Source organism: Alteromonas sp. KC3 (assembly GCF_016756315.1).
Classification (GTDB): Bacteria; Pseudomonadota; Gammaproteobacteria; order Enterobacterales; family Alteromonadaceae; genus Alteromonas.
On sequence record NZ_AP024235.1, the window covers coordinates 534,983 to 554,208 of the forward strand.

Annotated in this window: 30 protein-coding genes; 5 read left to right on the forward strand and 25 right to left on the reverse strand. The window is 42.2% G+C overall.

The window, feature by feature from the left end:
- Window positions 1–41: 41 nt before the first annotated feature.
- From JN178_RS02365 to JN178_RS02395, 8 genes are all read right to left on the reverse strand, one after another.
- Entirely contained in the window at window positions 42–290 is a 249-nt protein-coding gene (locus tag JN178_RS02365; RefSeq protein ID WP_202263388.1) for a hypothetical protein, read from the reverse strand.
- 96 nt (window positions 291–386) lie between these two features.
- The gene (locus tag JN178_RS20240) at window positions 387–521 is read right to left on the reverse strand and encodes a hypothetical protein (protein WP_269752175.1); all 135 of its coding nucleotides are present in this window, start codon (window positions 519–521) and stop codon (window positions 387–389) included.
- Window positions 522–629: 108 nt separating this feature from the next.
- Window positions 630–1,043, reverse strand: a complete 414-nt coding sequence (locus JN178_RS02370; RefSeq protein ID WP_202263389.1) for a GFA family protein — start codon at window positions 1,041–1,043, stop codon at window positions 630–632.
- 42 nt (window positions 1,044–1,085) lie between these two features.
- On the reverse strand, window positions 1,086–1,409 hold the full coding sequence (locus JN178_RS02375) for a hypothetical protein (protein ID WP_202263390.1): 324 nt from the start codon (window positions 1,407–1,409) through the stop codon (window positions 1,086–1,088).
- A 71-nt stretch (window positions 1,410–1,480) separates the two neighbouring features.
- A complete protein-coding gene (locus JN178_RS02380) occupies window positions 1,481–1,984 on the reverse strand; it encodes a hypothetical protein (RefSeq protein WP_232369669.1) in 504 nt (167 codons plus the stop codon).
- A gap of 244 nt (window positions 1,985–2,228) precedes the next feature.
- Entirely contained in the window at window positions 2,229–2,480 is a 252-nt protein-coding gene (locus JN178_RS02385; RefSeq protein ID WP_202263392.1) for a hypothetical protein, read from the reverse strand.
- A gap of 48 nt (window positions 2,481–2,528) precedes the next feature.
- The gene (locus JN178_RS02390) at window positions 2,529–2,792 is read right to left on the reverse strand and encodes a hypothetical protein (protein ID WP_202263393.1); all 264 of its coding nucleotides are present in this window, start codon (window positions 2,790–2,792) and stop codon (window positions 2,529–2,531) included.
- A 96-nt stretch (window positions 2,793–2,888) separates the two neighbouring features.
- Complete coding sequence (locus tag JN178_RS02395; protein WP_202263394.1) at window positions 2,889–3,212, reverse strand: hypothetical protein; 324 nt, start codon at window positions 3,210–3,212, stop codon at window positions 2,889–2,891.
- A gap of 237 nt (window positions 3,213–3,449) precedes the next feature.
- On the opposite strand from JN178_RS02395, the gene JN178_RS02400 reads away from it, so the two are divergent.
- Window positions 3,450–3,671 (forward strand): TA system antitoxin ParD family protein, encoded by a 222-nt coding sequence (locus JN178_RS02400; RefSeq protein WP_012518669.1) that lies wholly within the window; start codon window positions 3,450–3,452, stop codon window positions 3,669–3,671.
- Entirely contained in the window at window positions 3,664–3,954 is a 291-nt protein-coding gene (locus JN178_RS02405; RefSeq protein ID WP_202263395.1) for a type II toxin-antitoxin system RelE/ParE family toxin, read from the forward strand. Before JN178_RS02400 ends, JN178_RS02405 begins: the two co-directional genes overlap by 8 nt.
- A 670-nt stretch (window positions 3,955–4,624) precedes the next feature.
- Here JN178_RS02405 and JN178_RS02410 read toward each other — a convergent pair.
- The 11 genes from JN178_RS02410 to JN178_RS02460 form a co-directional block, all read right to left on the reverse strand.
- Entirely contained in the window at window positions 4,625–4,981 is a 357-nt protein-coding gene (locus JN178_RS02410; RefSeq protein ID WP_202263396.1) for a DUF6794 domain-containing protein, read from the reverse strand.
- Between the two features lie 110 nt (window positions 4,982–5,091).
- Entirely contained in the window at window positions 5,092–5,364 is a 273-nt protein-coding gene (locus JN178_RS02415; RefSeq protein ID WP_202263397.1) for a hypothetical protein, read from the reverse strand.
- A 120-nt stretch (window positions 5,365–5,484) separates the two neighbouring features.
- The gene (locus JN178_RS20300) at window positions 5,485–5,784 is read right to left on the reverse strand and encodes a hypothetical protein (RefSeq protein ID WP_202263398.1); all 300 of its coding nucleotides are present in this window, start codon (window positions 5,782–5,784) and stop codon (window positions 5,485–5,487) included.
- An 84-nt stretch (window positions 5,785–5,868) separates the two neighbouring features.
- Window positions 5,869–6,375 (reverse strand): hypothetical protein, encoded by a 507-nt coding sequence (locus JN178_RS02425; protein ID WP_202263399.1) that lies wholly within the window; start codon window positions 6,373–6,375, stop codon window positions 5,869–5,871.
- Between the two features lie 109 nt (window positions 6,376–6,484).
- Window positions 6,485–6,856 carry a hypothetical protein gene (locus JN178_RS02430; RefSeq protein WP_202263400.1) on the reverse strand — a complete coding sequence of 124 codons (372 nt, stop codon included), beginning with the start codon at window positions 6,854–6,856 and terminating at the stop codon, window positions 6,485–6,487.
- A 140-nt stretch (window positions 6,857–6,996) separates the two neighbouring features.
- On the reverse strand, window positions 6,997–7,266 hold the full coding sequence (locus JN178_RS02435; protein ID WP_202263401.1) for a hypothetical protein: 270 nt from the start codon (window positions 7,264–7,266) through the stop codon (window positions 6,997–6,999).
- A 137-nt stretch (window positions 7,267–7,403) separates the two neighbouring features.
- Window positions 7,404–7,799 (reverse strand): hypothetical protein, encoded by a 396-nt coding sequence (locus tag JN178_RS02440; RefSeq protein ID WP_202261600.1) that lies wholly within the window; start codon window positions 7,797–7,799, stop codon window positions 7,404–7,406.
- Window positions 7,800–7,930: 131 nt separating this feature from the next.
- Window positions 7,931–8,092 carry a transposase gene (locus JN178_RS02445; protein WP_202263402.1) on the reverse strand — a complete coding sequence of 54 codons (162 nt, stop codon included), beginning with the start codon at window positions 8,090–8,092 and terminating at the stop codon, window positions 7,931–7,933.
- Between the two features lie 805 nt (window positions 8,093–8,897).
- The gene (lspA, locus tag JN178_RS02450; protein ID WP_202263403.1) at window positions 8,898–9,419 is read right to left on the reverse strand and encodes a signal peptidase II; all 522 of its coding nucleotides are present in this window, start codon (window positions 9,417–9,419) and stop codon (window positions 8,898–8,900) included.
- A gap of 141 nt (window positions 9,420–9,560) precedes the next feature.
- A complete protein-coding gene (locus JN178_RS02455) occupies window positions 9,561–10,049 on the reverse strand; it encodes a hypothetical protein (RefSeq protein WP_202263404.1) in 489 nt (162 codons plus the stop codon).
- A gap of 463 nt (window positions 10,050–10,512) precedes the next feature.
- A complete protein-coding gene (locus JN178_RS02460; protein WP_202263405.1) occupies window positions 10,513–11,034 on the reverse strand; it encodes a hypothetical protein in 522 nt (173 codons plus the stop codon).
- A gap of 194 nt (window positions 11,035–11,228) precedes the next feature.
- On the opposite strand from JN178_RS02460, the gene JN178_RS02465 reads away from it, so the two are divergent.
- Window positions 11,229–12,275, forward strand: a complete 1,047-nt coding sequence (locus JN178_RS02465) for an IS110 family transposase (protein WP_202263406.1) — start codon at window positions 11,229–11,231, stop codon at window positions 12,273–12,275.
- 465 nt (window positions 12,276–12,740) lie between these two features.
- Here JN178_RS02465 and JN178_RS02470 read toward each other — a convergent pair whose 3' ends face one another.
- A complete protein-coding gene (locus JN178_RS02470; RefSeq protein ID WP_202263407.1) occupies window positions 12,741–13,037 on the reverse strand; it encodes a hypothetical protein in 297 nt (98 codons plus the stop codon).
- 456 nt (window positions 13,038–13,493) lie between these two features.
- Between JN178_RS02470 and JN178_RS02475 the strand changes: the two genes are divergently transcribed.
- Window positions 13,494–14,648, forward strand: coding sequence for an IS110 family transposase (locus JN178_RS02475; RefSeq protein WP_202263408.1), 1,155 nt, complete (start codon window positions 13,494–13,496; stop codon window positions 14,646–14,648).
- A gap of 424 nt (window positions 14,649–15,072) precedes the next feature.
- Here JN178_RS02475 and JN178_RS02480 read toward each other — a convergent pair whose 3' ends face one another.
- From JN178_RS02480 to JN178_RS02500, 5 genes are all read right to left on the reverse strand, one after another.
- Window positions 15,073–15,420, reverse strand: a complete 348-nt coding sequence (locus JN178_RS02480; protein ID WP_202263409.1) for a nuclear transport factor 2 family protein — start codon at window positions 15,418–15,420, stop codon at window positions 15,073–15,075.
- Window positions 15,421–15,872: 452 nt separating this feature from the next.
- The gene (locus tag JN178_RS02485) at window positions 15,873–16,307 is read right to left on the reverse strand and encodes a hypothetical protein (protein WP_202261599.1); all 435 of its coding nucleotides are present in this window, start codon (window positions 16,305–16,307) and stop codon (window positions 15,873–15,875) included.
- A 144-nt stretch (window positions 16,308–16,451) separates the two neighbouring features.
- The gene (locus tag JN178_RS02490) at window positions 16,452–16,847 is read right to left on the reverse strand and encodes a hypothetical protein (protein WP_202261600.1); all 396 of its coding nucleotides are present in this window, start codon (window positions 16,845–16,847) and stop codon (window positions 16,452–16,454) included.
- 114 nt (window positions 16,848–16,961) lie between these two features.
- Window positions 16,962–17,306, reverse strand: a complete 345-nt coding sequence (locus JN178_RS02495; protein ID WP_202263410.1) for a hypothetical protein — start codon at window positions 17,304–17,306, stop codon at window positions 16,962–16,964.
- Window positions 17,307–17,428: 122 nt separating this feature from the next.
- Window positions 17,429–17,920, reverse strand: coding sequence for a hypothetical protein (locus JN178_RS02500; RefSeq protein WP_202263411.1), 492 nt, complete (start codon window positions 17,918–17,920; stop codon window positions 17,429–17,431).
- Between the two features lie 132 nt (window positions 17,921–18,052).
- On the opposite strand from JN178_RS02500, the gene JN178_RS02505 reads away from it, so the two are divergent.
- Window positions 18,053–19,207 (forward strand): IS110 family transposase, encoded by a 1,155-nt coding sequence (locus JN178_RS02505; RefSeq protein WP_202263408.1) that lies wholly within the window; start codon window positions 18,053–18,055, stop codon window positions 19,205–19,207.
- Window positions 19,208–19,226 lie beyond the last annotated feature (19 nt).

Here is a 19,226-nt window from a genome sequence, read left to right on the forward strand (position 1 = left end):
AAGGCACTACCAGAAACCTTAACAGCGTGTCTTGTTGAACTCTACCACTTCCTTAATGACGAATGGTGGATAACCCAATAGGTCAACGCAGCAAAAACGCCGCCCACTAGCACCGCGAGTGACCAAATTATAGGTCCTGCGAAAACTAAATTATCTCTCTCGTTCTTTATGGTTTGGGCATCACTGAAAACGGCGGCGCTAAATGCAATATGCACAAGTACGGTAATAATGTGGGGAAGAAGCGCCCACGTACCAAAGGTTGCTATGAGAGTTGTTGGGTTAAAGTCCATTTTAATAACGTTCCTTTATATCAAACTTTATTTAATTTTCGAGCGGGTTGTTCACTGTGCTCTTTTGGGCACTGGCTGTTGCAAGCATTTCTAACTTCAAGAAAAGGTTTGGTTGAATAATGCAACCATGTTCTGCTTTTGGTAGTCTTCCATTGAAGCATAGAGCCCTAAACCACCAAGCAGTAATGCTACTACTGCATAGCCCAGCATTTTTTTCGCCTTGATTGTCATAATCCTTTCCTTTTTAAAAAGTTAAACAAAAAGTACACAAGCACCAGCGTGTTTGCATTGAGCTGCGACTTAACATTATGTGCTAACACTGTTACTTACATGCATAGCTCAAGCTTTCTCTCTGCTTGGTTCGAAACTGTCATATCGTGGTAGGTCGGCATCCAGATTGTCCCAGTTTGCTTTCGATGAAACAAAATTGTGAGATAAAGGCCTTTCTTCAATGTCGGAATCTAAAATACCAAGGCGTATTCTAAGCTTTGTTGGATTTTCCGTGTTTGAGCTATAAATCGGAGAAGCACATACTGCGCAGAAGTGCCGTTTTTTCCCCTTTTTGAATTCGAAATAAGTAAGCTTTTTTTGTGGGTCAAGTACGGTGAAGTCTTCGGTGTTAATGAAACCGTTGGTCGCGTATGCAGTACCACTATTTTTGCGGCATAAGGAGCAGTGACAATGAATAATGCTCTCAATTGGCCCCTTGAGCTCGACGGAGATTGCGCCGCATAGGCAAGAGCCTTGGTACATGAGTAATTCCCTTATGTCGTTTATAAACTAAGCTTTTAATTATTAACTATTGTCTACGCATCGAACTCTGCTGAGTATTTTAGGGGCATCACCAGATGCATATTGGCTAGCCGAAAAATAAGTTCCCATCCGACTTGATATAATCTCAGCATTACCGTTGCACTCGGTTCTAGCTTTTTTTATCACTGCTCTCTCTAAAGCTGCTTGGTCATGATCCCAGCCACCCATGACTTCAATTTGATATTGATTATTTTCTAACGCTTGAACTTGAGAATACTGAATCATAGAGCCTTCATGCCACGTCATTGAAGCGCAGGCAGATACAGCAAAAGTAACAAGGGTTAGTATCATCCATTTTGTATTCATCTAACTTTTCCTTTTGGGTCTTATAGCTTTAAGGTTTCGCGCAGCGTAATTCAGTGTCTAGCTGCTATCTGCTAAACACAGATCTTGCAAAGCTGTTTAATTGTTTTGTTATATTCTTTACCAACTAAACCAACATTTTGGTGAAACCAAAAAACTGATTTCTTTATTTTGGCTGCATCGAGGGCCTTCTTTGCTTCAACACCATCATTATTGATTAATGCTCTAGATGCGTGCCACTTAAAATATTGTATTGGAAAGGTGAGCCTATCAACATTTTTTTCCAACACATCAAGCGCGCAGGCGAACTCATTGTCAATTCGTTGCGTTGCCACCAAATACGGATAATCAAGGTATGCCCCTGTTTGGTAGTTTGGAAATTCTTTTTCTTTATCAAGTATCTTTTTGTAAGTAGCGACACTTTTTTCAAAGTCAGCCAATGCAAAAAATGCATTTGCTTTAGCCAATAGTGCACGGAGGTCTTCGAACTCACTCTTTCTTGATTCAAAGTATTCGTTGATCAAACGAAGCGTTACCAATGGATGACTTTCAGCCAAGGTAAGTGCTTGGATAACCAAATATTGCTCTCTTTGCGTTCTTGCTCGATTCAATTTCGAGTAAAAATGCTCTTCAACTGCGCTATCCCAAACTTTGTTTCTGTACCAATCCTCAGAAGACACAATAATTCCTTTGCATATAGCTTTCCATCAAGGGGCGCTTGCGTATGAGTAAAAACACGCAGGGGCTCAGCGTGTTAGCGCCCCAACGAACGCAGTGAGAGTGTTGATTAGTTGGTTGCACACGTAACGAGAAAACGTTGCTTTAATCGTTGTCTTCATCGGCGCTAAATATACCTCGGAAAAGTGCGGTAAGTGCACCAGACATTGTGTCTTCAATGAAGTCGGTTTTATGGTCAGTTTTTTTGCGATACTTATTATTCAATTCTTCCATGCGTCTTGATTCAGCGCTTGAGCTTGCGCCATCAAGAAAATCCCTCGCTGCTTTGTTAGAAGTCGACGCACAGCCATTTAAAAAGGCGCACAACAGCAGAGCCGCTACTAATTTAATCTTCATGATATTCTTTTCCTAAAAAGTTTATAGCGGGCCGCATAATGGGTAAAACTATGCAGTAAAAAAAGGCCACTTACTAGTCGTTCTTATAAGCAAATTGTCAGGTGTTTGTTCGATACATTCAATTTCTTCGATGGCAAATGGTAAGGTTGCTTGGTTTTCGATAGCAAGTAGTTCGTTTGGGTACACCAGAAGAGCATTTTTAAACGTACTACCGTCTTTAAGGTGTAGGTTTACGATAGAAGCATCTTGCTTGAATTCTTCGAAAGGACCGAAGGCCTCCACCAACTCTAGTGGTATTTTAAATCCGTTCAATTTTAGCCTTCCTTGTAACATGACTTTTCAATAAAGGATGAAACCGCCCTGTGTGTATGCGTCCCAGCGAAGGAAGTGAGTGCCTATAGTGGCTTGCTATACACTGTGTTCATTATTGCCTTGAATAGGTTGTTTGAAAGTTACTTTAATTGGTTTGAAAAATGAGTAAACCCAAAGACCTAAGATACAGAAAAGCCAAATGAATAGTGACATGAAAAAAGTGAAAAATGGCCACATTGCGAGAGCAAGTAGAAAACCAGATACTCCAAACACGGGCTCATTATTCCAACGAACACTTTCAAGCCCGAAGAAAGCGCCAATACCACACCCTATAAAAAATACAGCAAACCCCAAAAATACGCCTATGAAAAGAATCTTAAATAAAGATTTCTTAGAAATTTTCTTAGCTACAACTTCCATTTCTATACTTCCCTAAAGAGTTAGTCTTACTCCAAAATACGTTGACAACAATATCAAGCGAAGCGCTGGTAGCCTACATATTTTTGTTCCTTGCGAGCCCGCGAACGATTTAATATGTTTGCATGTGCGTTCTTGCCCCTAGCGAGCGCAGCGAGTGTTGATTCGTTTGTTTTACGCAATTTGCCACACCTGTAGCGCATTGCTACAATGTCGTGATGAACTATTAGGAGAAATATTATGGCAACCGCGAGCGTAAGACTAGACCAAGATCTAGTTGAGAAAGCTACCATTATGGGCAAAGCACTGAACCGAACTATGCCAAAACAGATTGAGCACTGGGCAAAAATAGGTGAAATGATGGAAGATAATCCTGATTTACCATACGAATTCGTGAAACAGGCAATTATTTCCAAAGCGGAAAAAGAGGCTGGAAAATTGGAGCCATACGATTTTGGCTAAGATTACGAGTGTCTTACAGACAGCTAATTTTAAGAGAGCAGTAAAGAAGTTACATAAGAATCAGAAAAAAGATTTAGATAAAGCTGTAAAGGAACTGATCGACGATCCTCTTCTAGGTGATCAGAAAAAAGGCGACCTTGCTTTTCTTCGCGTGCACAAGTTCAAGATGGTTAAGCAGTTAACCCTATTAGGTTACAGCTACGAGGACGGCACTGTAATACTTGAATTAATAGCTCTTGGTTCTCATGAAAACTTTTACCGCGATGTTAAAAAGTTATTCTGACCAATTGCGTATAACTTTTAAATAAGGGGCGCAGACGCGTGGACTACAACGCGAAGAAGCCCTGCTTGTATTCGCCCCAGTGACCGAAGGAAACGACTTAAGCGTTTTGTTATATGCCATGCCGCATAGCCTCCTCTCGAAAGGCTTTATAGTTTTCAGCATACTCCCAAATAGAAAACAAATGTCTATTATCTGAGGTAATTAGGCAGTAAATCTGGCAACTGCCGTATTCTTTGGATTTTGCTAACGCATTCCAGGGATAGAATGTAGAGTCATTATTGCTTTGCAAGACAATGCCTGTGGCATCAAAGGTAAAGCTAAACCTCAATGTTCCGAGAAAACGGAGCATTAACCAGAAATATTTACCGCCCCAATATGTAAGTGCAATACATATGCATGCTAGAAAGAGGAGTGTTTGCCAATCTCCATCCCCGATTCGTTTAGACGAGAGATAGATCATAGAGACCGGGCCTAATGAGTATACGGGCAATAAAATCGCCGCGCATATATAAGCTATTATCTTTGTAACTTTTGAATGATGAACCATTTTCACCTTGGCATTGGTCTCACCCATTAAGGGGCGATGACACATGGGCTAAAATTAGGAACGAAGTGACGCAGCCCACGTGTATGCGTCCCAGCGAGCGAAGTGAGTGCCTTAATTTTTTTGTTAGGAGCCATTGTTAACAAGAGCCCATACCTTTTCCATAATTATGCCTGAAGCATTATCCGCATGAATGTCATCTTGGCCAATTTCGTTTGCACATGACAATCTGATTTCAGATTTTTCTTGCCATAACCCTAAAGAGTTCCTAATACCCATCCCCCATGAAAAATGAAACTTTCCTAATTCTTCCTTTTTTGTTTCCTGCAATGTTTTAACGCTAGCTTCATCTAATTCTCCAAGAATCGAATTGGCAGCTTCTTGGCATGCATTAGTTTCTTTTGCTGCTAAAGGTGCGGAACTATCCGCCAAAGAGCACGAAAAAAGAAAAACTAAAAAGAGACCAATAATTAAATTTTTCATGTGGCTCCTAACTTTTAAATAAGGGGCGCAAACGCGTGGGGCATACTAGCGAAGCGCCCCGCGAAGCGGGTTGTGACTTAAGCGTTTTGTTAGGGACGTGCAAAAACAACCTAGCTTTCGTCATTGCTACTATCGCCCTGCATTTTGCTTTTACTTTGATGTTTCTCTTTGAAATATAAAAACACTTGAACAATAACTAACAGATAACATGAAAGAGCAAGAAAGGCACATGGAGCGGCCATAAGAATTACACCAGTTACCCAGCCAAAATATGCCATAACCGAACATATGGCACCGATGAAAAGCTCGATTGCGACGGCTTCCCAACTGACGGAGTAACCGACATTGACTGGTTGAGCATAGTGTTTAAATCTGTACGACATTACGTATTTCCTTATAGCGCCTAACTTTTCAATAACGGGCGCAGGCACGTAGGGCAAAATGGCGAAGCGGCCCTGCGTGTACGCGTCCCAGCGAACGTAGTGAGCGCTAACAGTTGTTTGTTAGGTGCGTAACTTACTATGAGCTTGAATAATCGAAGTGCGAAGCTCGGGAGTAATGTTTACCCACCTTGTCGTTTCTGTTAGCTGTAATTGACAACCAGTTTTGCTAACCAAATTGCAAATATGTGTGAACCACTTGGGATAACCCCATTCTCGATTTTGTTGACCAACCAAAACTCTCCGTCTCTGATCCCAGTGAACACCGGCAGCCTCTCGATAAATCATAGGAAAAGAGGAAGTTGATGGCATTATATAAAGGTGTTCTGTGTTATCTATCCCAATTTCTACGATGTCTTCCATTACTACTAGCACCTAACGCCGCCATAAAAAGGCTAGCAACTTGTTGCGAGTCCAGCGCTGAAAACGCGTTTTTTGATGGCTTTGTTAGGAGCACTTTACCGCACGGTGCTCTATATTCTTACAACCTTTATAGGTTTTAGGAAAATACTCATTTCTGTTAATTGGCATACACTCGCCGACCTTTATCCAATTTAGCTTATTATCTCGGGAGATCTCTAACTCTAAATATGAAGCCACTAGGCCTCTACTAGTATCTTTGGACCAATCGAAGTAGTGATAGAATGTTCCATGTGATTGCTCAATTCGATCAGATTTGAAATATTTACTTGTAGAAGTAGTTACAGTAACTCCATCCTTCACAATTGACAGTTCAGTACTCGTAGGAGTCCAACCCCATGGCCTTTCAGTTTTGATTTTTAGATCTATAATACAATTACTCTCAAAACTAGCCTTTTCTATTGCCTCAACTATTTCTATATACTCTTTATATTCTAGTGCTTTCCTGCTCCCCGTTAGATACCAGTTTAGTAGCACAAAAAATAACACCAAAGAGATTGTACTAGCTATTTTTTTGATTTTGGCTTTGTCCATGCTTTGCTCTTAACTTTTAAATAAGGGGGGCAGACATGTGGGGCATAATGGCGAAGCCGCCCCGCGTGAATGCGTCCCAGCGAACGAAGTGAGTGCGTTTATTGGCTTGTTAGCTGACATTGCCAATAACTACCGCTGACTCTTGGTTAATAATGAATTGATATCCAAAAGCTAACGTGGTTGTAAATATACTTAGGACGTTTAGATAAAGTGACATTTGTTTATAGCTTCTTTCGTTATCTCTTTTGTCGTAGTGGTCAATTACGGTCAGCGCAGCATTAACAGCACCCGAGAGCAATGCAACGCAGAAAAATAGTAGAGGCATACCAGTTAATTCAATAGGGCAAGAGCCTCTTACGCCGGGATATACCAAAGCTTCGTTAGTGAAGCCATAAAGACACATTGCAATTAAGAACACTGCCCAAACGATATTAAAAATTCGGGTCGATTTAGGAATTTTATTCGGAGAGTAATCTTCCATGAATCCTCTTGTCAGCTAACACCCCGCTTAGGGGCAAAAATACGTGGGCTATAATGCGAAGCAGCCCACGTGTTTGCGTCCCAGCGAACGAAGTGAGTGCCTTAATTTTTTTGTTATGTGTGAGCCGAAATAGCAACTGGCTAACCACGCAACAGCTTTACAAACTTAACTGATTGCTTTACAGCCTCATATGTAAAGAATGCTACAACAGAAACGCTAATCGCAAATTGAATGCTAGCCGGAAGTAAATTCATAAACCTTAAACCTCGTGAAGTAAATTCGATTGGTTCATTGCTTTGCCATGCGTAATAGAAATGAGAAGCAACCCAGCTAAATAGAGATACTAACAACCAGAGGCTTAATGCTCCGATAAATGCTAGCTCAGTATCTCCACCATCTTTATTTGTCATCCTTGGAACACCTAACGCCCCAACTTTGGGGCACAAATACATGGGCTAAAACAACGAGCGAAGCGAGGGAGCCCATGTGTTTGTGTCCCAGCGAACGCAGTGAGCGCCAACAGTTGTTTGTTAGCTGCACATGCTGATTAAACCGCAATTATTAATGTTAAACAGACAATAATTAGCCAACCGTAAATACTAAAGTACTTGAGCATATCAGATTGCAACATAGGCAAGTAGTTTTGACTGAACTCTGCTGCTACACGTGGAAACATAGCAATACCGAAGCCAATGCTTGGAAACAAAAAGAAAAACATAAAGCGGGGATCGCGAATAGTCGAAACTGGTTCATAGAAGGAATAAATGCCTGATTTACCCAAAACTAAAATCATTCCCAAATAAAGCGCAAATAATAAAGAGGCTATTTTTTCAGCCCTCCCCCAAATCTTGGGGTCGTCAAAAGTGCCATATTCGTTGAAATGACGCACAGCAAAAAAAGACGGAATAGAAATTAAAACAACTGTTGAGATTAATGTTTCCATATTTGCAGCTAACTTTTCAATAACGGGCGCAGGCACGTAGGGCATAATGGCGAAGCGGCCCTGCGTGTATGCGTCCCAGCGAACGAAGTGAGTGAGTTTATTGAGTTGTTATATGCGTGCATATTACTACCTCATTCTGCTCTGAACTGTCGACGCCAGTTGTAGATTTGTTGCGCGGAAATACCCAGTTCTGCGGCTACGGATTGGTTGGAGTTACCTTTCTGATCTGCTCGACGAACAGCCTCTTTACGAAACTCTTCAGTGTAAGCGTGAACCTTCTTTTTATTAGCCATAAGTCACCTCTTATCTAACTATAGGAGATGTCCACTAAGTTTGGGTAAGTCCTGCATATAACACCCGCATAAAGGGCGATAATACATGGGCTAAAATAAGGAACGAAGTGACGCAGCCCATGTATTAGCGTCCCAGCGAGCTTGCAAGCGATTTAATGCGTTTGTTATGTGCGCACCTCTTAAATTTTAAAGCCATCTTTTGACAGGGAGCGACAGTAACGAAAACACATTAAAGCTATTGGCACCTGAAGAAAAGCTAAGCAGTAAAAAAACACCTTAACGGCGGTGTAAGCATCGTAATTTAGTAACTGTATTAAAGATATAAAGGCGCAGGCTAGAGCAAAGAAAATTTCGAGCTGAACTAAATAATACCTGATTAATTTATTTTTATTTATCATAGTTTGCTGAGCACATAACTTTTAAATAAGGGGCGCAGGCATGTGGGCTAAAATGCGAAGCAGCCCACGTGAATGCGTCCCAGCCTGCGCCAGCAGGCGACTTAATTTTTTTGTTATACACAAACCGTGTGTTAACTGCCAGCATGTTGAAGAAAATAGAGTAAAAGTGCTGAACAAAACAACCAACGCTTTTAACTTTTACTGGTTGTCAAAGAAGAGGGCTGCTTGAGTTGAAAAGCAGGGCTTTCAAGCTTCCTTCGATGCTGACAAAAAACAAAGCGAACCCCAAAAGCTGCTGTAAAAAAGCGCTGGGCTTTGATTTACTTTTTACTAAATAATGGGTGGTGTATAACTTTTAAATAAGGGGCGATAACGCGTAGGGCATAAAAGCGAAGCGGCCCTGCGTGTTAGCGTCCCAGTGACCAACGGGAACGGCTTAATTTGTTTGTTAGGTTTTTACCCCATTGTGTAGAAAAGAAGGCAGCCAAGAATACACCCATCATTATAAAGACATCTGCTAAGTTAAAAACCCCAGTATGCAGTGGTCCCAGCTGAAGTAAAAGAAAATCTATTACGCGCCCAGTGTTTGTTAGCCTATCGTAAACGTTGCCAATGCCGCCAGCTAGGATTAGTGAGCCGACAATAAAACTGGCATTGGATAAAGGCTTAAGGCAAAGATAGGCGAATACTGCTAACAAGAACAAAGTGACAAACGCACTAAAAATGATAGTTCGAGTTTCATGCGGCAGTGAAGAGCCCAAGCTTAAGAAAGCTCCGGGGTTTTCATGATAAGTAAGAACTAAAAAGCCATTAAGGTACGAAATCGGTTGTGAGCCCATTAGGTAATTAACGGCTTGTACCTTTGAAAATTGGTCACAACCAACCAACGGCAAAAGTAATAGAAGCAAAATCAATACGCGTTTCTTCACAAAAAATCCTTTTTATTCAATAGAGAAACCTAACACCCACATAAGGGGCAGTAATACATGGGCTAAAATTCGAGCGAAGCGACAGAGCCCATGTGTTACTGTCCCAGCGAGCTTGCGAGCGACTTAATGTGATTGTTAGATTTACTCACCCTTTGAGCTTTCTATTTTCTTACCGATGACTTCACCTGTTTCTTTGTTAGAGATCCATACGGCTGAGTAACTTTCACTAAGTTGTCCTTCAACGATATATTCTGTATGGGGTTCAGGCGTAAACGTTATATTACCGCGAACAATATTGTTGTCAGAGAAAAGTGTCTGAATTGGGGCTGCATGTGCAGTGGCACCAACAATAGTGAAGGTCTGACTTAACACAGGAACAGCGGTTTCGATGAGTTGAGTGGTAAATTTAAAACCTTGCCCTTGAGTAGCGCTTCTCGATGTTCCCATGCTATTTACGATCATTTTGTTATCTATTTTTTCGAGATAGAAAAGCTCAACCGTACCTTGATCAATTCTGTTTTGGGAGCTTGCGATAATAGCCGAAGGACCCGAATAGTTCTCAGGATACGGATTGTGAACTGTTGCACAGCCGGTGAGTAAAATAACAACTAGAAATAATAACTTTTTCAAAAAACATCCTTTTAATTACACGGAAATCTAACTTTTAAATAAGGGGCGCAGACATGTGGGCTATAATGCGAAGCAGCCCACGTGTATGCGTCCCAGCCTGCGCAGCAGGCGACTTAATTTTTTTGTTATACACAAACCGTTTCTTAACTGCCAGCATGTTGGAGAAAATAGGGTAAATGTACCGAACAAAGTAACCAGGGCTTTAAACTTTTACTAGCAGCCAGAAAAGAGAGCGGCCTGAGTTGAAAAGCAAAGTTTTCAAGTTACCTTCGATGCTGACCGAAAGCCCCAAAAAAACCCAAAGCCGTTGTAAAAAAGCACCGAACTTCGGCCTGACTTTTATTAAAAAATGGGTGGTGTATAACACTAAGCTAAGGGGCAAATGCACAATGCGATAATCGCGAAGCCGCATTGTGTATTTGTCCCAGCAGCCCGCGCAGCGGGATGCGACTTGAGCGTTTTGTTAGGTGCGTTCACGAAAAGTTCTCCAAAAAGCTATGTCCTCATTGGTAAGTGAATTGCCCCAACCATTATTGTCTTTAAATTTTGAAATTTTAAACGGTGTTAATGCCGGCAGTGAATTGGGGGTTATTCTCTGAATTAATTCGGATAAACAATTTAAAGATAACTCATCTTCTGCTTCTCCCCAAAAACTACCCCATAGGATTTCCACAATAGGAGAAACAATTTTCCTAAAATCGGTTTCCTCTATATTTGCATTATTCAGCGATAACAAAAAAGAATTGCTTAAAGGATCCCCAAGTCCAAAATTTACAAGCTGGGGCCGTTTATTCTCCCAAGCAGAGAACTCAAATTCTCCAGATGACACCAACGGCCATATCCATAAGTAATCTAAGAATTCATCTATTGAATCTTCATTTATCCCAGTAACATTGCAATATTTTTCGAAGAGCCTAAGTGCGATACCTAGACGAGCTGTCAAAGATAGACTCTTGCAAATATCAAGATAAGCTTTATTTTCCATCTAAGCACCTAACACCAAGCTAAGGGGCAAATGCACAATGCGATAATTGCGAAGCCGCATTGTGTATTTGTCCCAGCAGCCCGCACAGCGGGTTGCGACTTGAGCGTTTTGATACTTATTGAGCCTTCTCCCCAGCTTATCCAATTTTATTGGCTAAGCTGGAAGGCGACCAAACCCAAAATGGAGAAGACTCAATGCAATTCTATACTAACTTACATCCTTTTTACTGCGGAATCGATCTTCATGCACGAATGCTTTATGTGTGCATCCTAGATGAACGCGGCGAGATACTGGTTCATAAGAAGATAAAAGATTCTCCCGAGCAGCTTTTAAACCTTCTTTCACCCTACATCGGGAATATTGTGGTGGGCGCAGAATGTATGCACTGCTGGTACTGGCTTAGTGATTTTTGTGAACATCATAATATTGATTTTATCCTTGGCCACGCTCTCTACATGAAAGCTATTCATGGCGGTAAGACGAAGAACGATAAAATTGATGCGTACAAGATTGCCAAGTTAATACGAGGTGGTAATTTTCCTTTGGCTTATGTTTATCCAAAGGAAAAACGTGCTATTCGAGATTTATTGCGTAGACGAACGCACGCCATGCGCCATAGTGCCGAGTTGAAAGCATTCATAAAGAATGCGTTGTCACAATACAACCTGCCAGTACCTGAAAAGTCAGACCTAAGCTACACCACCGGTCGCGATGCAATGCGTGGACACTTCCCTAATCCACAGGTTCAACGCAGTATTGATATGAATCTACGATTGATAGAAGTTTACGACCATGAAGTCAGCAGTATTGAATGTTATGTAGAAAAGCTCACTAAGCATGATAATGGTAGAGACTACTATCTGCTGCGTTCATTGCCTGGTGTCGGGCGAGTATTGGCCCTTACCATTCTTTATGAGATTGGCACTATTAAGCGCTTTGACAGTGTTCAGAAGTTTGCGTCTTATTCTCGGCTAGTCAAATGCAAAGCGGAATCAGCCGGTAAAGCCTACGGTACACAGGGTAATAAAATTGGTAATGCGCACCTTAAATGGGCGTTCTCTGAAGCCGCAGTGCTGTTTTTGAAGGGTAATCCTCCGGCGCAAGCTTATCTCGCAAAATTACAGAAGCGCATGAGCAAAGCTAAAGCGCTCTCTGCATTGGCACATAAACTTGGTCGTTGTATGTACTTTATGTTGAAGAATCAAACGGTGTTTGACAGTGAGCGCTTTTTAGCGGGGTAAGTCGCACAGACGGATGAGCTGACCGCCTAACTGGTCGAATGGCGAGTATTGTGTTCATGATGATTTAGGGAAAAGAGCCTGTTCAACATGAACTATACCAGTGTCCACAGCCACTACGCTTTGATTAGACATCCGTCTGTTGCGCATCAACACTCTGTGCTAAATCGCTTGCGCCTGAACTGAGCCTGCCCCTAACTGGCGACATAAATCAGCCACTACGTTTGAATAGTGCCAGCATCAGGTTAACCGATGAATGTCTAGTGCCCCTGTACTCGTAATGGATTCCATGGTAACAGGCAGCGATGAGATCGCACTAAGAGAGCCTCTATATGTGTTTGCCGCAGGCGATGCCTTACGGCAACAATGACAGATGAAGCTAGGAGATTTAGCCCAGAGATTTGGACTGGCTGCTAACGCAGCCAGAGAAATACTATTATCTATTGACGGGAGTTGGGCTCATATGTGTTAGGTGTCATTGTTAATTCGAGCGCCTTTTTTAGAGTTGATGATAAGCCGGATAACAGTAAATGGTAGGCACCATATAAAACCGAGCACCCAACCAGTAAACCCTAGAGTTACTGCTGCCAGAATGCCTGTTTCATATGTCTCATCTAAATACGTTAACAGTTCATATCTTGCAAAAAAAGAGAGCCAGACAAGAGCAACTCCAACAAATAGCCCTTTAAAGGTGAATTTGAATGCTAAGAAAGCAGATATAGCAAAACCGACCAAAGGAATGAACGTATCTGCAAAACTAATCATATATAGCTGACGCCTAACTTTTAAATAAGGGGCGCAGACGCGTGGGCTATAATGCGAAGCAGCCCACGTGTATGCGTCCCAGCCTGCGCAGCAGGCGACTTAATTTTTTTGTTATACACAAACCGTATGTTAACTGCCAGCATGTTGAAGAAAATAGGGTAAAAGTACTGAACAAAACAACCAACGCTTTTAACTTTTACTAGTTGCCAAAGAAAAGGGCGGCTTGAGTTGAAAAGCAAAGCTTTCAAGTTACTTAGATGCTTGCAGAAAACCAAAACGAACCCCCAAAGCTGTTGTAAGAAAGCACTGAACTTTGGCCTGATTATTACTAAATAATGGGTGGTGTATAGACACAATGACTCCCTGTGAAATGCTAGCCTCCGCATTCTCGTGGGTTAACTTTTCAGCCAGAGCCATAATTAGTTTGTTCAATACTAAATCAATTTGGAGGCTAGCATGAACAAACATAGCATGATTTTTATCGGATTGGATACGCATAAAGAGTTTCACGAAGTTGCTTATTGTGAAGAACAGCGTGGCGCGTCGCCCGTTCATTATGGTCGTATTCCCTCCTCTAAGGTCTGTGTCAAAAAGCTTATTCGCCAGTTTGAATCTAAATATCCTGGTGCAACACTTCACGTTGTTTATGAGGCTGGCCCTTGTGGCTATTGGATTTATCGTCTGATAACGAGCTTGGGACACTGTTGCTATGTTGTGGCACCGTCTCTTATCCCGAAAAAGCCAGGAGAGCGAATTAAAACCGACCGACGAGATGCGCTTAAGCTCGTTAGGTCACTAAAGTCTGAAGACCTTACACCCATCTATGTGCCCGAGCCGGAAGATGAAGCTGTGCGGGATTTATCTCGAGCTCGAGAAGCAGCAATGAAGGATTTAAAAGAAGCGAAGTACCAGCTTAAAGCTTTACTATTGCGAAACAACATACGCTATGAAGGTACGGCCAACTGGTCGAAGAAACACCTTCGCTGGCTCACGGAATTGATATTGCCTCACCCGGCCCAGCAAATTGTCTTACAAGAACAATTGCAAACCATAGAAGAGCGTATCCGGCGACTGGAAAGGCTCGACAATGAGTTAACCCACCATGTACACCAATGGCGTTATTATCCGGTAGTGAAAGCCGTTCAGGCGATGCGAGGTGTTCGATTGCTCGTTGCTGTTGGAGTGGTGGCAGAGCTTGGTGATTTACAGCGTTTTGACCATCCAAGAAAACTCATGGCGTATTTAGGTTTAGTCCCCAGCGAACAATCATCAGGCGGAAAGCGACACTTAGGAGCCATTACAAAAGCAGGAAATGGCCGAGCACGGCGTTTACTGATTGAGGGGGCGCACAGCTACCGTTATCCGGCTAACGTCTCTACTGAATTACAGTTAAGGCAGGAAGGCTTACCTAAAGACATCGTCGATATCGCTTGGAAAGCACAGCTTCGCTTGTGCAAACGCTATCAGCGCATGAGTAAAAAGGGTAAACACTACAATTTAATCGTTACCGCGATTGCCAGAGAAATGGCTGCTTATATTTGGGCTATTGCAAAGGAAGTGGTACTTACGCCGGTTAATCCAAAACTAAGATTGAGCCGAGTACCTGCATGATAAACGAGTTTGAGCTAACGCATTTGGATCAGGCCGCGGGATGTGGCACAACCTACGAGGGCGTTATGATGGCGATAACTTAACGGTTATTGATCCACGAGCATAGACTGATGAGAAGGTGACCACGGCGGAGTGAGTAAGGTAGGCGCTGTTCATTATAATTAATGAATAACCCACGAATACCAGCATGATAACCGACGACATTACTGCCTCATCCGGTGCGTTAGCTCATTTATTTTGAGTAATAAAGAATACTAATTATGGGCTGAAAGAGTGTCAGGGAAGCGCTCGTTCAGGGTTGACAAAGGGAGTCATACCAACGCCCAACTAAGGGGCGATAACACATGGGCTAAAATTAGGAACGAAGTGACGCAGCCCATGTGTTAGCGTCCCAGCGAGCAGCGCGAGCGCCTTTAGTTTTTTGTTAGGTAGCATGTTTAATCGGAGTGCCTTGGTGATATTGAATTTGCCAATTGTTTTGTGATTTTTTCCATATAGAACACCGATATGCACTTTGTTGATTTATTGTGGTTAGATACTTAACCAAAACACAGTCTTTGGCTAGTACAACGAAGCTAAAATCATGGGCTGAAAAAGCCACTGATTCTTCGTTGACCAGTTCGTTGATAATATCCGATTTAGAAAACCTCTTGCCTGATTTTCCGACTTCCTCGAATTCATCGGCTATTAAAACTTCCAGACGTTGCTTGTTTTTTCGGGTAGCAAGATCATTTAGCTCTAATTCCAAATTTCTTATAGTGTCGAATTCCATACTGCTACCTAACTTTTAAATAAGGGGCGCAGGCGCGTGGGCTAAAATGCGAAGCAGCCCACGTGAATGCGTCCCAGCCTGCGGCAGCAGGCGACTTAATTTTTTTGTTATACACAAACCGTTTCTTAACTGCCAGCATGTTGAAGAAAATAGAGTAAAAGCACCGAGCCAAACAACCGGCGATTTTGACTTTTACTAGCTGCAAGAGAAGAGAGCTGCTTGAGTTGAAAAGCAAAGCTTTCAAGTTACCTTCGATGCAAACCGAAAACTAAAACGAACCCCCAAAGCTGTTGTAAAAAAGAGCTGCACTTTGGCCTGGTTTTTACTAAAAAATGGGTGGTGTATAACGGCCCGCATAACGGGCAAAAATACGTAGGCTATAATATCGAGCGAAGCGAAGGGAGCCTACGTGTTTTTGTCCCAGCGAGCTTGCGAGCGAGTTTATGCGATTGTTAGGTGCGTGGCCAAGATGGAGCACCGTTTTCTCTAAACAAAACGCCAAAATTAATGCATTTAACGATACCAAACTGAACCTGTAACTCCAGCCACTCATCTTCATAATTGATTGACGTAAAGCCACCAAAATCATCATATTTTGGTTTGGAGTTAAGCATTGAACTTAGAAGTTCAACAGCAGTTTTTTCACTTAGCCCGATGAGACTACTACCAAACAGTTTGGCCTCTTTATTATGAACTTCTAGCCACCCAAGTCGATTGTCACTGTCTGGTTCAAATGACAACTCAATTTCCAGTTCGTTGTATTGAATACGCTTACAGCCACTATCGGTAAAGTAACTTTTATCTGGGCTCCCCAAAAGTTTTTGAGCTTCGTTTTCAGTGATACCGAATAAAAGTGAGTCTATTCCTTTGCCAATGTATAGATCCATCCATTTACCTCAAAGCACCTAACGCCCCAACTTTGGGGCACAAATACATGGGCTAAAATAACGAGCGAAGCGAGGGAGCCCATGTGTTTGTGTCCCAGCGAACGCAGTGAGCGCCAACAGTTGTTTGTTAGCTGCACATGCTGATTAAACCGCAATTATTAATGTTAAACAGACAATAATTAGCCAACCGTAAATACTAAAGTACTTGAGCATATCAGATTGCAACATAGGCAAGTAGTTTTGACTGAACTCTGCTGCTACACGTGGAAACATAGCAATACCGAAGCCAATGCTTGGAAACAAAAAGAAAAACATAAAGCGGGGATCGCGAATAGTCGAAACTGGTTCATAGAAGGAATAAATGCCTGATTTACCCAAAACTAAAATCATTCCCAAATAAAGCGCAAATAATAAAGAGGCTATTTTTTCAGCCCTCCCCCAAATCTTGGGGTCGTCAAAAGTGCCATATTCGTTGAAATGACGCACAGCAAAAAAAGACGGAATAGAAATTAAAACAACTGTTGAGATTAACGTTTCCATATTTGCAGCTAACACCCAAATAAGGGGCAGTAACACGTGGGCTAAAATCCGAGCGAAGCGACAGAGCCCACGTGTTACTGTCCCAGGGAGCTTGCGACCGACTTAATGTGATTGTTAAGTTTTATCTACAGCGATAAATTGTTGAATTGACACTTTGTCTAAAGTTGGCATGTCTGATACAGAAACGGCAAGCTCATTTGAAAATAGATATAGCTCTTTATTCTTTGCTTTATCAATTAACTGTTTAAACTCTTCAGCAGACCTTAGAAGATGCCAACTGTTCTCGAATCTAACATATTCCCCTTCACGTTTATCCAAGCTATAAACGGTCCTTTTGCAGCCTTCAACAATTTCAACATTTACCCATTTTTCATTTTCTTCTCTTACAGAACAAACCCAAAGTAAAGTTGAGACAGATACTCGATCTCTTGAGTCTTTCGAAGGCTTATGAATATTCATGAGCTGTCCTTAAAACTTAACACCCACATAAGGGGCAGTAATACGTGGGCTAAAATAGGAGCGAAGCGACAGAGCCCACGTGTTACTGTCCCAGGGAGCTTGCGACCGACTTAATGTGATTGTTATGCGCTGCTAACCAACTTTTGCATTGCCAACAAAGAAATTTTTTCATTCTCTAAATCTGATTCCATTCTAATAGTCAATCGCACACAGTTAGCGAGGGATTGTTTAGAAAGCTTGATATCTTTGCCAATATCATCGTGGTCGAGAAGTTCATATGCAAGGCCTTGAGACTTACGCTGTTCAGACAAGACTGCCAAACACTGCTGTATTCTGCTGCTCTCGTTCGGATAAGTGTCAGCCAGAAAAGGATGTTGCTTTATCAATTCTTGCTTTTGGCCTAAGGTCATTATCAATTTGCTAGCAACAGCAACCTTTTTTTCTTCAGCAATTATTAATTCAACTTTTCTTAGCGTAGCTTTTTCTATTTCCGACTTTTCGAATGAGCTTTTGGCTATTTTGTTAGCTTTAACAGATTGCCATGCTGCAAACACGGCTGTAAGTAGAGCGAAACCGGCTATCCCTTCTGAAAGAAACTTCTCAAACAACTCCAATGTTCAAATTCTCCTTTAGTGCATAGACACAATGACTCCCTGTGAAATGCTAGCCTCCGCATTCTCGTGGGTTAACTTTTCAGCCAGAGCCATAATTAGTTTGTTCAATACTAAATCAATTTGGAGGCTAGCATGAACAAACATAGCATGATTTTTATCGGATTGGATACGCATAAAGAGTTTCACGAAGTTGCTTATTGTGAAGAACAGCGTGGCGCGTCGCCCGTTCATTATGGTCGTATTCCCTCCTCTAAGGTCTGTGTCAAAAAGCTTATTCGCCAGTTTGAATCTAAATATCCTGGTGCAACACTTCACGTTGTTTATGAGGCTGGCCCTTGTGGCTATTGGATTTATCGTCTGATAACGAGCTTGGGACACTGTTGCTATGTTGTGGCACCGTCTCTTATCCCGAAAAAGCCAGGAGAGCGAATTAAAACCGACCGACGAGATGCGCTTAAGCTCGTTAGGTCACTAAAGTCTGAAGACCTTACACCCATCTATGTGCCCGAGCCGGAAGATGAAGCTGTGCGGGATTTATCTCGAGCTCGAGAAGCAGCAATGAAGGATTTAAAAGAAGCGAAGTACCAGCTTAAAGCTTTACTATTGCGAAACAACATACGCTATGAAGGTACGGCCAACTGGTCGAAGAAACACCTTCGCTGGCTCACGGAATTGATATTGCCTCACCCGGCCCAGCAAATTGTCTTACAAGAACAATTGCAAACCATAGAAGAGCGTATCCGGCGACTGGAAAGGCTCGACAATGAGTTAACCCACCATGTACACCAATGGCGTTATTATCCGGTAGTGAAAGCCGTTCAGGCGATGCGAGGTGTTCGATTGCTCGTTGCTGTTGGAGTGGTGGCAGAGCTTGGTGATTTACAGCGTTTTGACCATCCAAGAAAACTCATGGCGTATTTAGGTTTAGTCCCCAGCGAACAATCATCAGGCGGAAAGCGACACTTAGGAGCCATTACAAAAGCAGGAAATGGCCGAGCACGGCGTTTACTGATTGAGGGGGCGCACAGCTACCGTTATCCGGCTAACGTCTCTACTGAATTACAGTTAAGGCAGGAAGGCTTACCTAAAGACATCGTCGATATCGCTTGGAAAGCACAGCTTCGCTTGTGCAAACGCTATCAGCGCATGAGTAAAAAGGGTAAACACTACAATTTAATCGTTACCGCGATTGCCAGAGAAATGGCTGCTTATATTTGGGCTATTGCAAAGGAAGTGGTACTTACGCCGGTTAATCCAAAACTAAGATTGAGCCGAGTACCTGCATGATAAACGAGTTTGAGCTAAC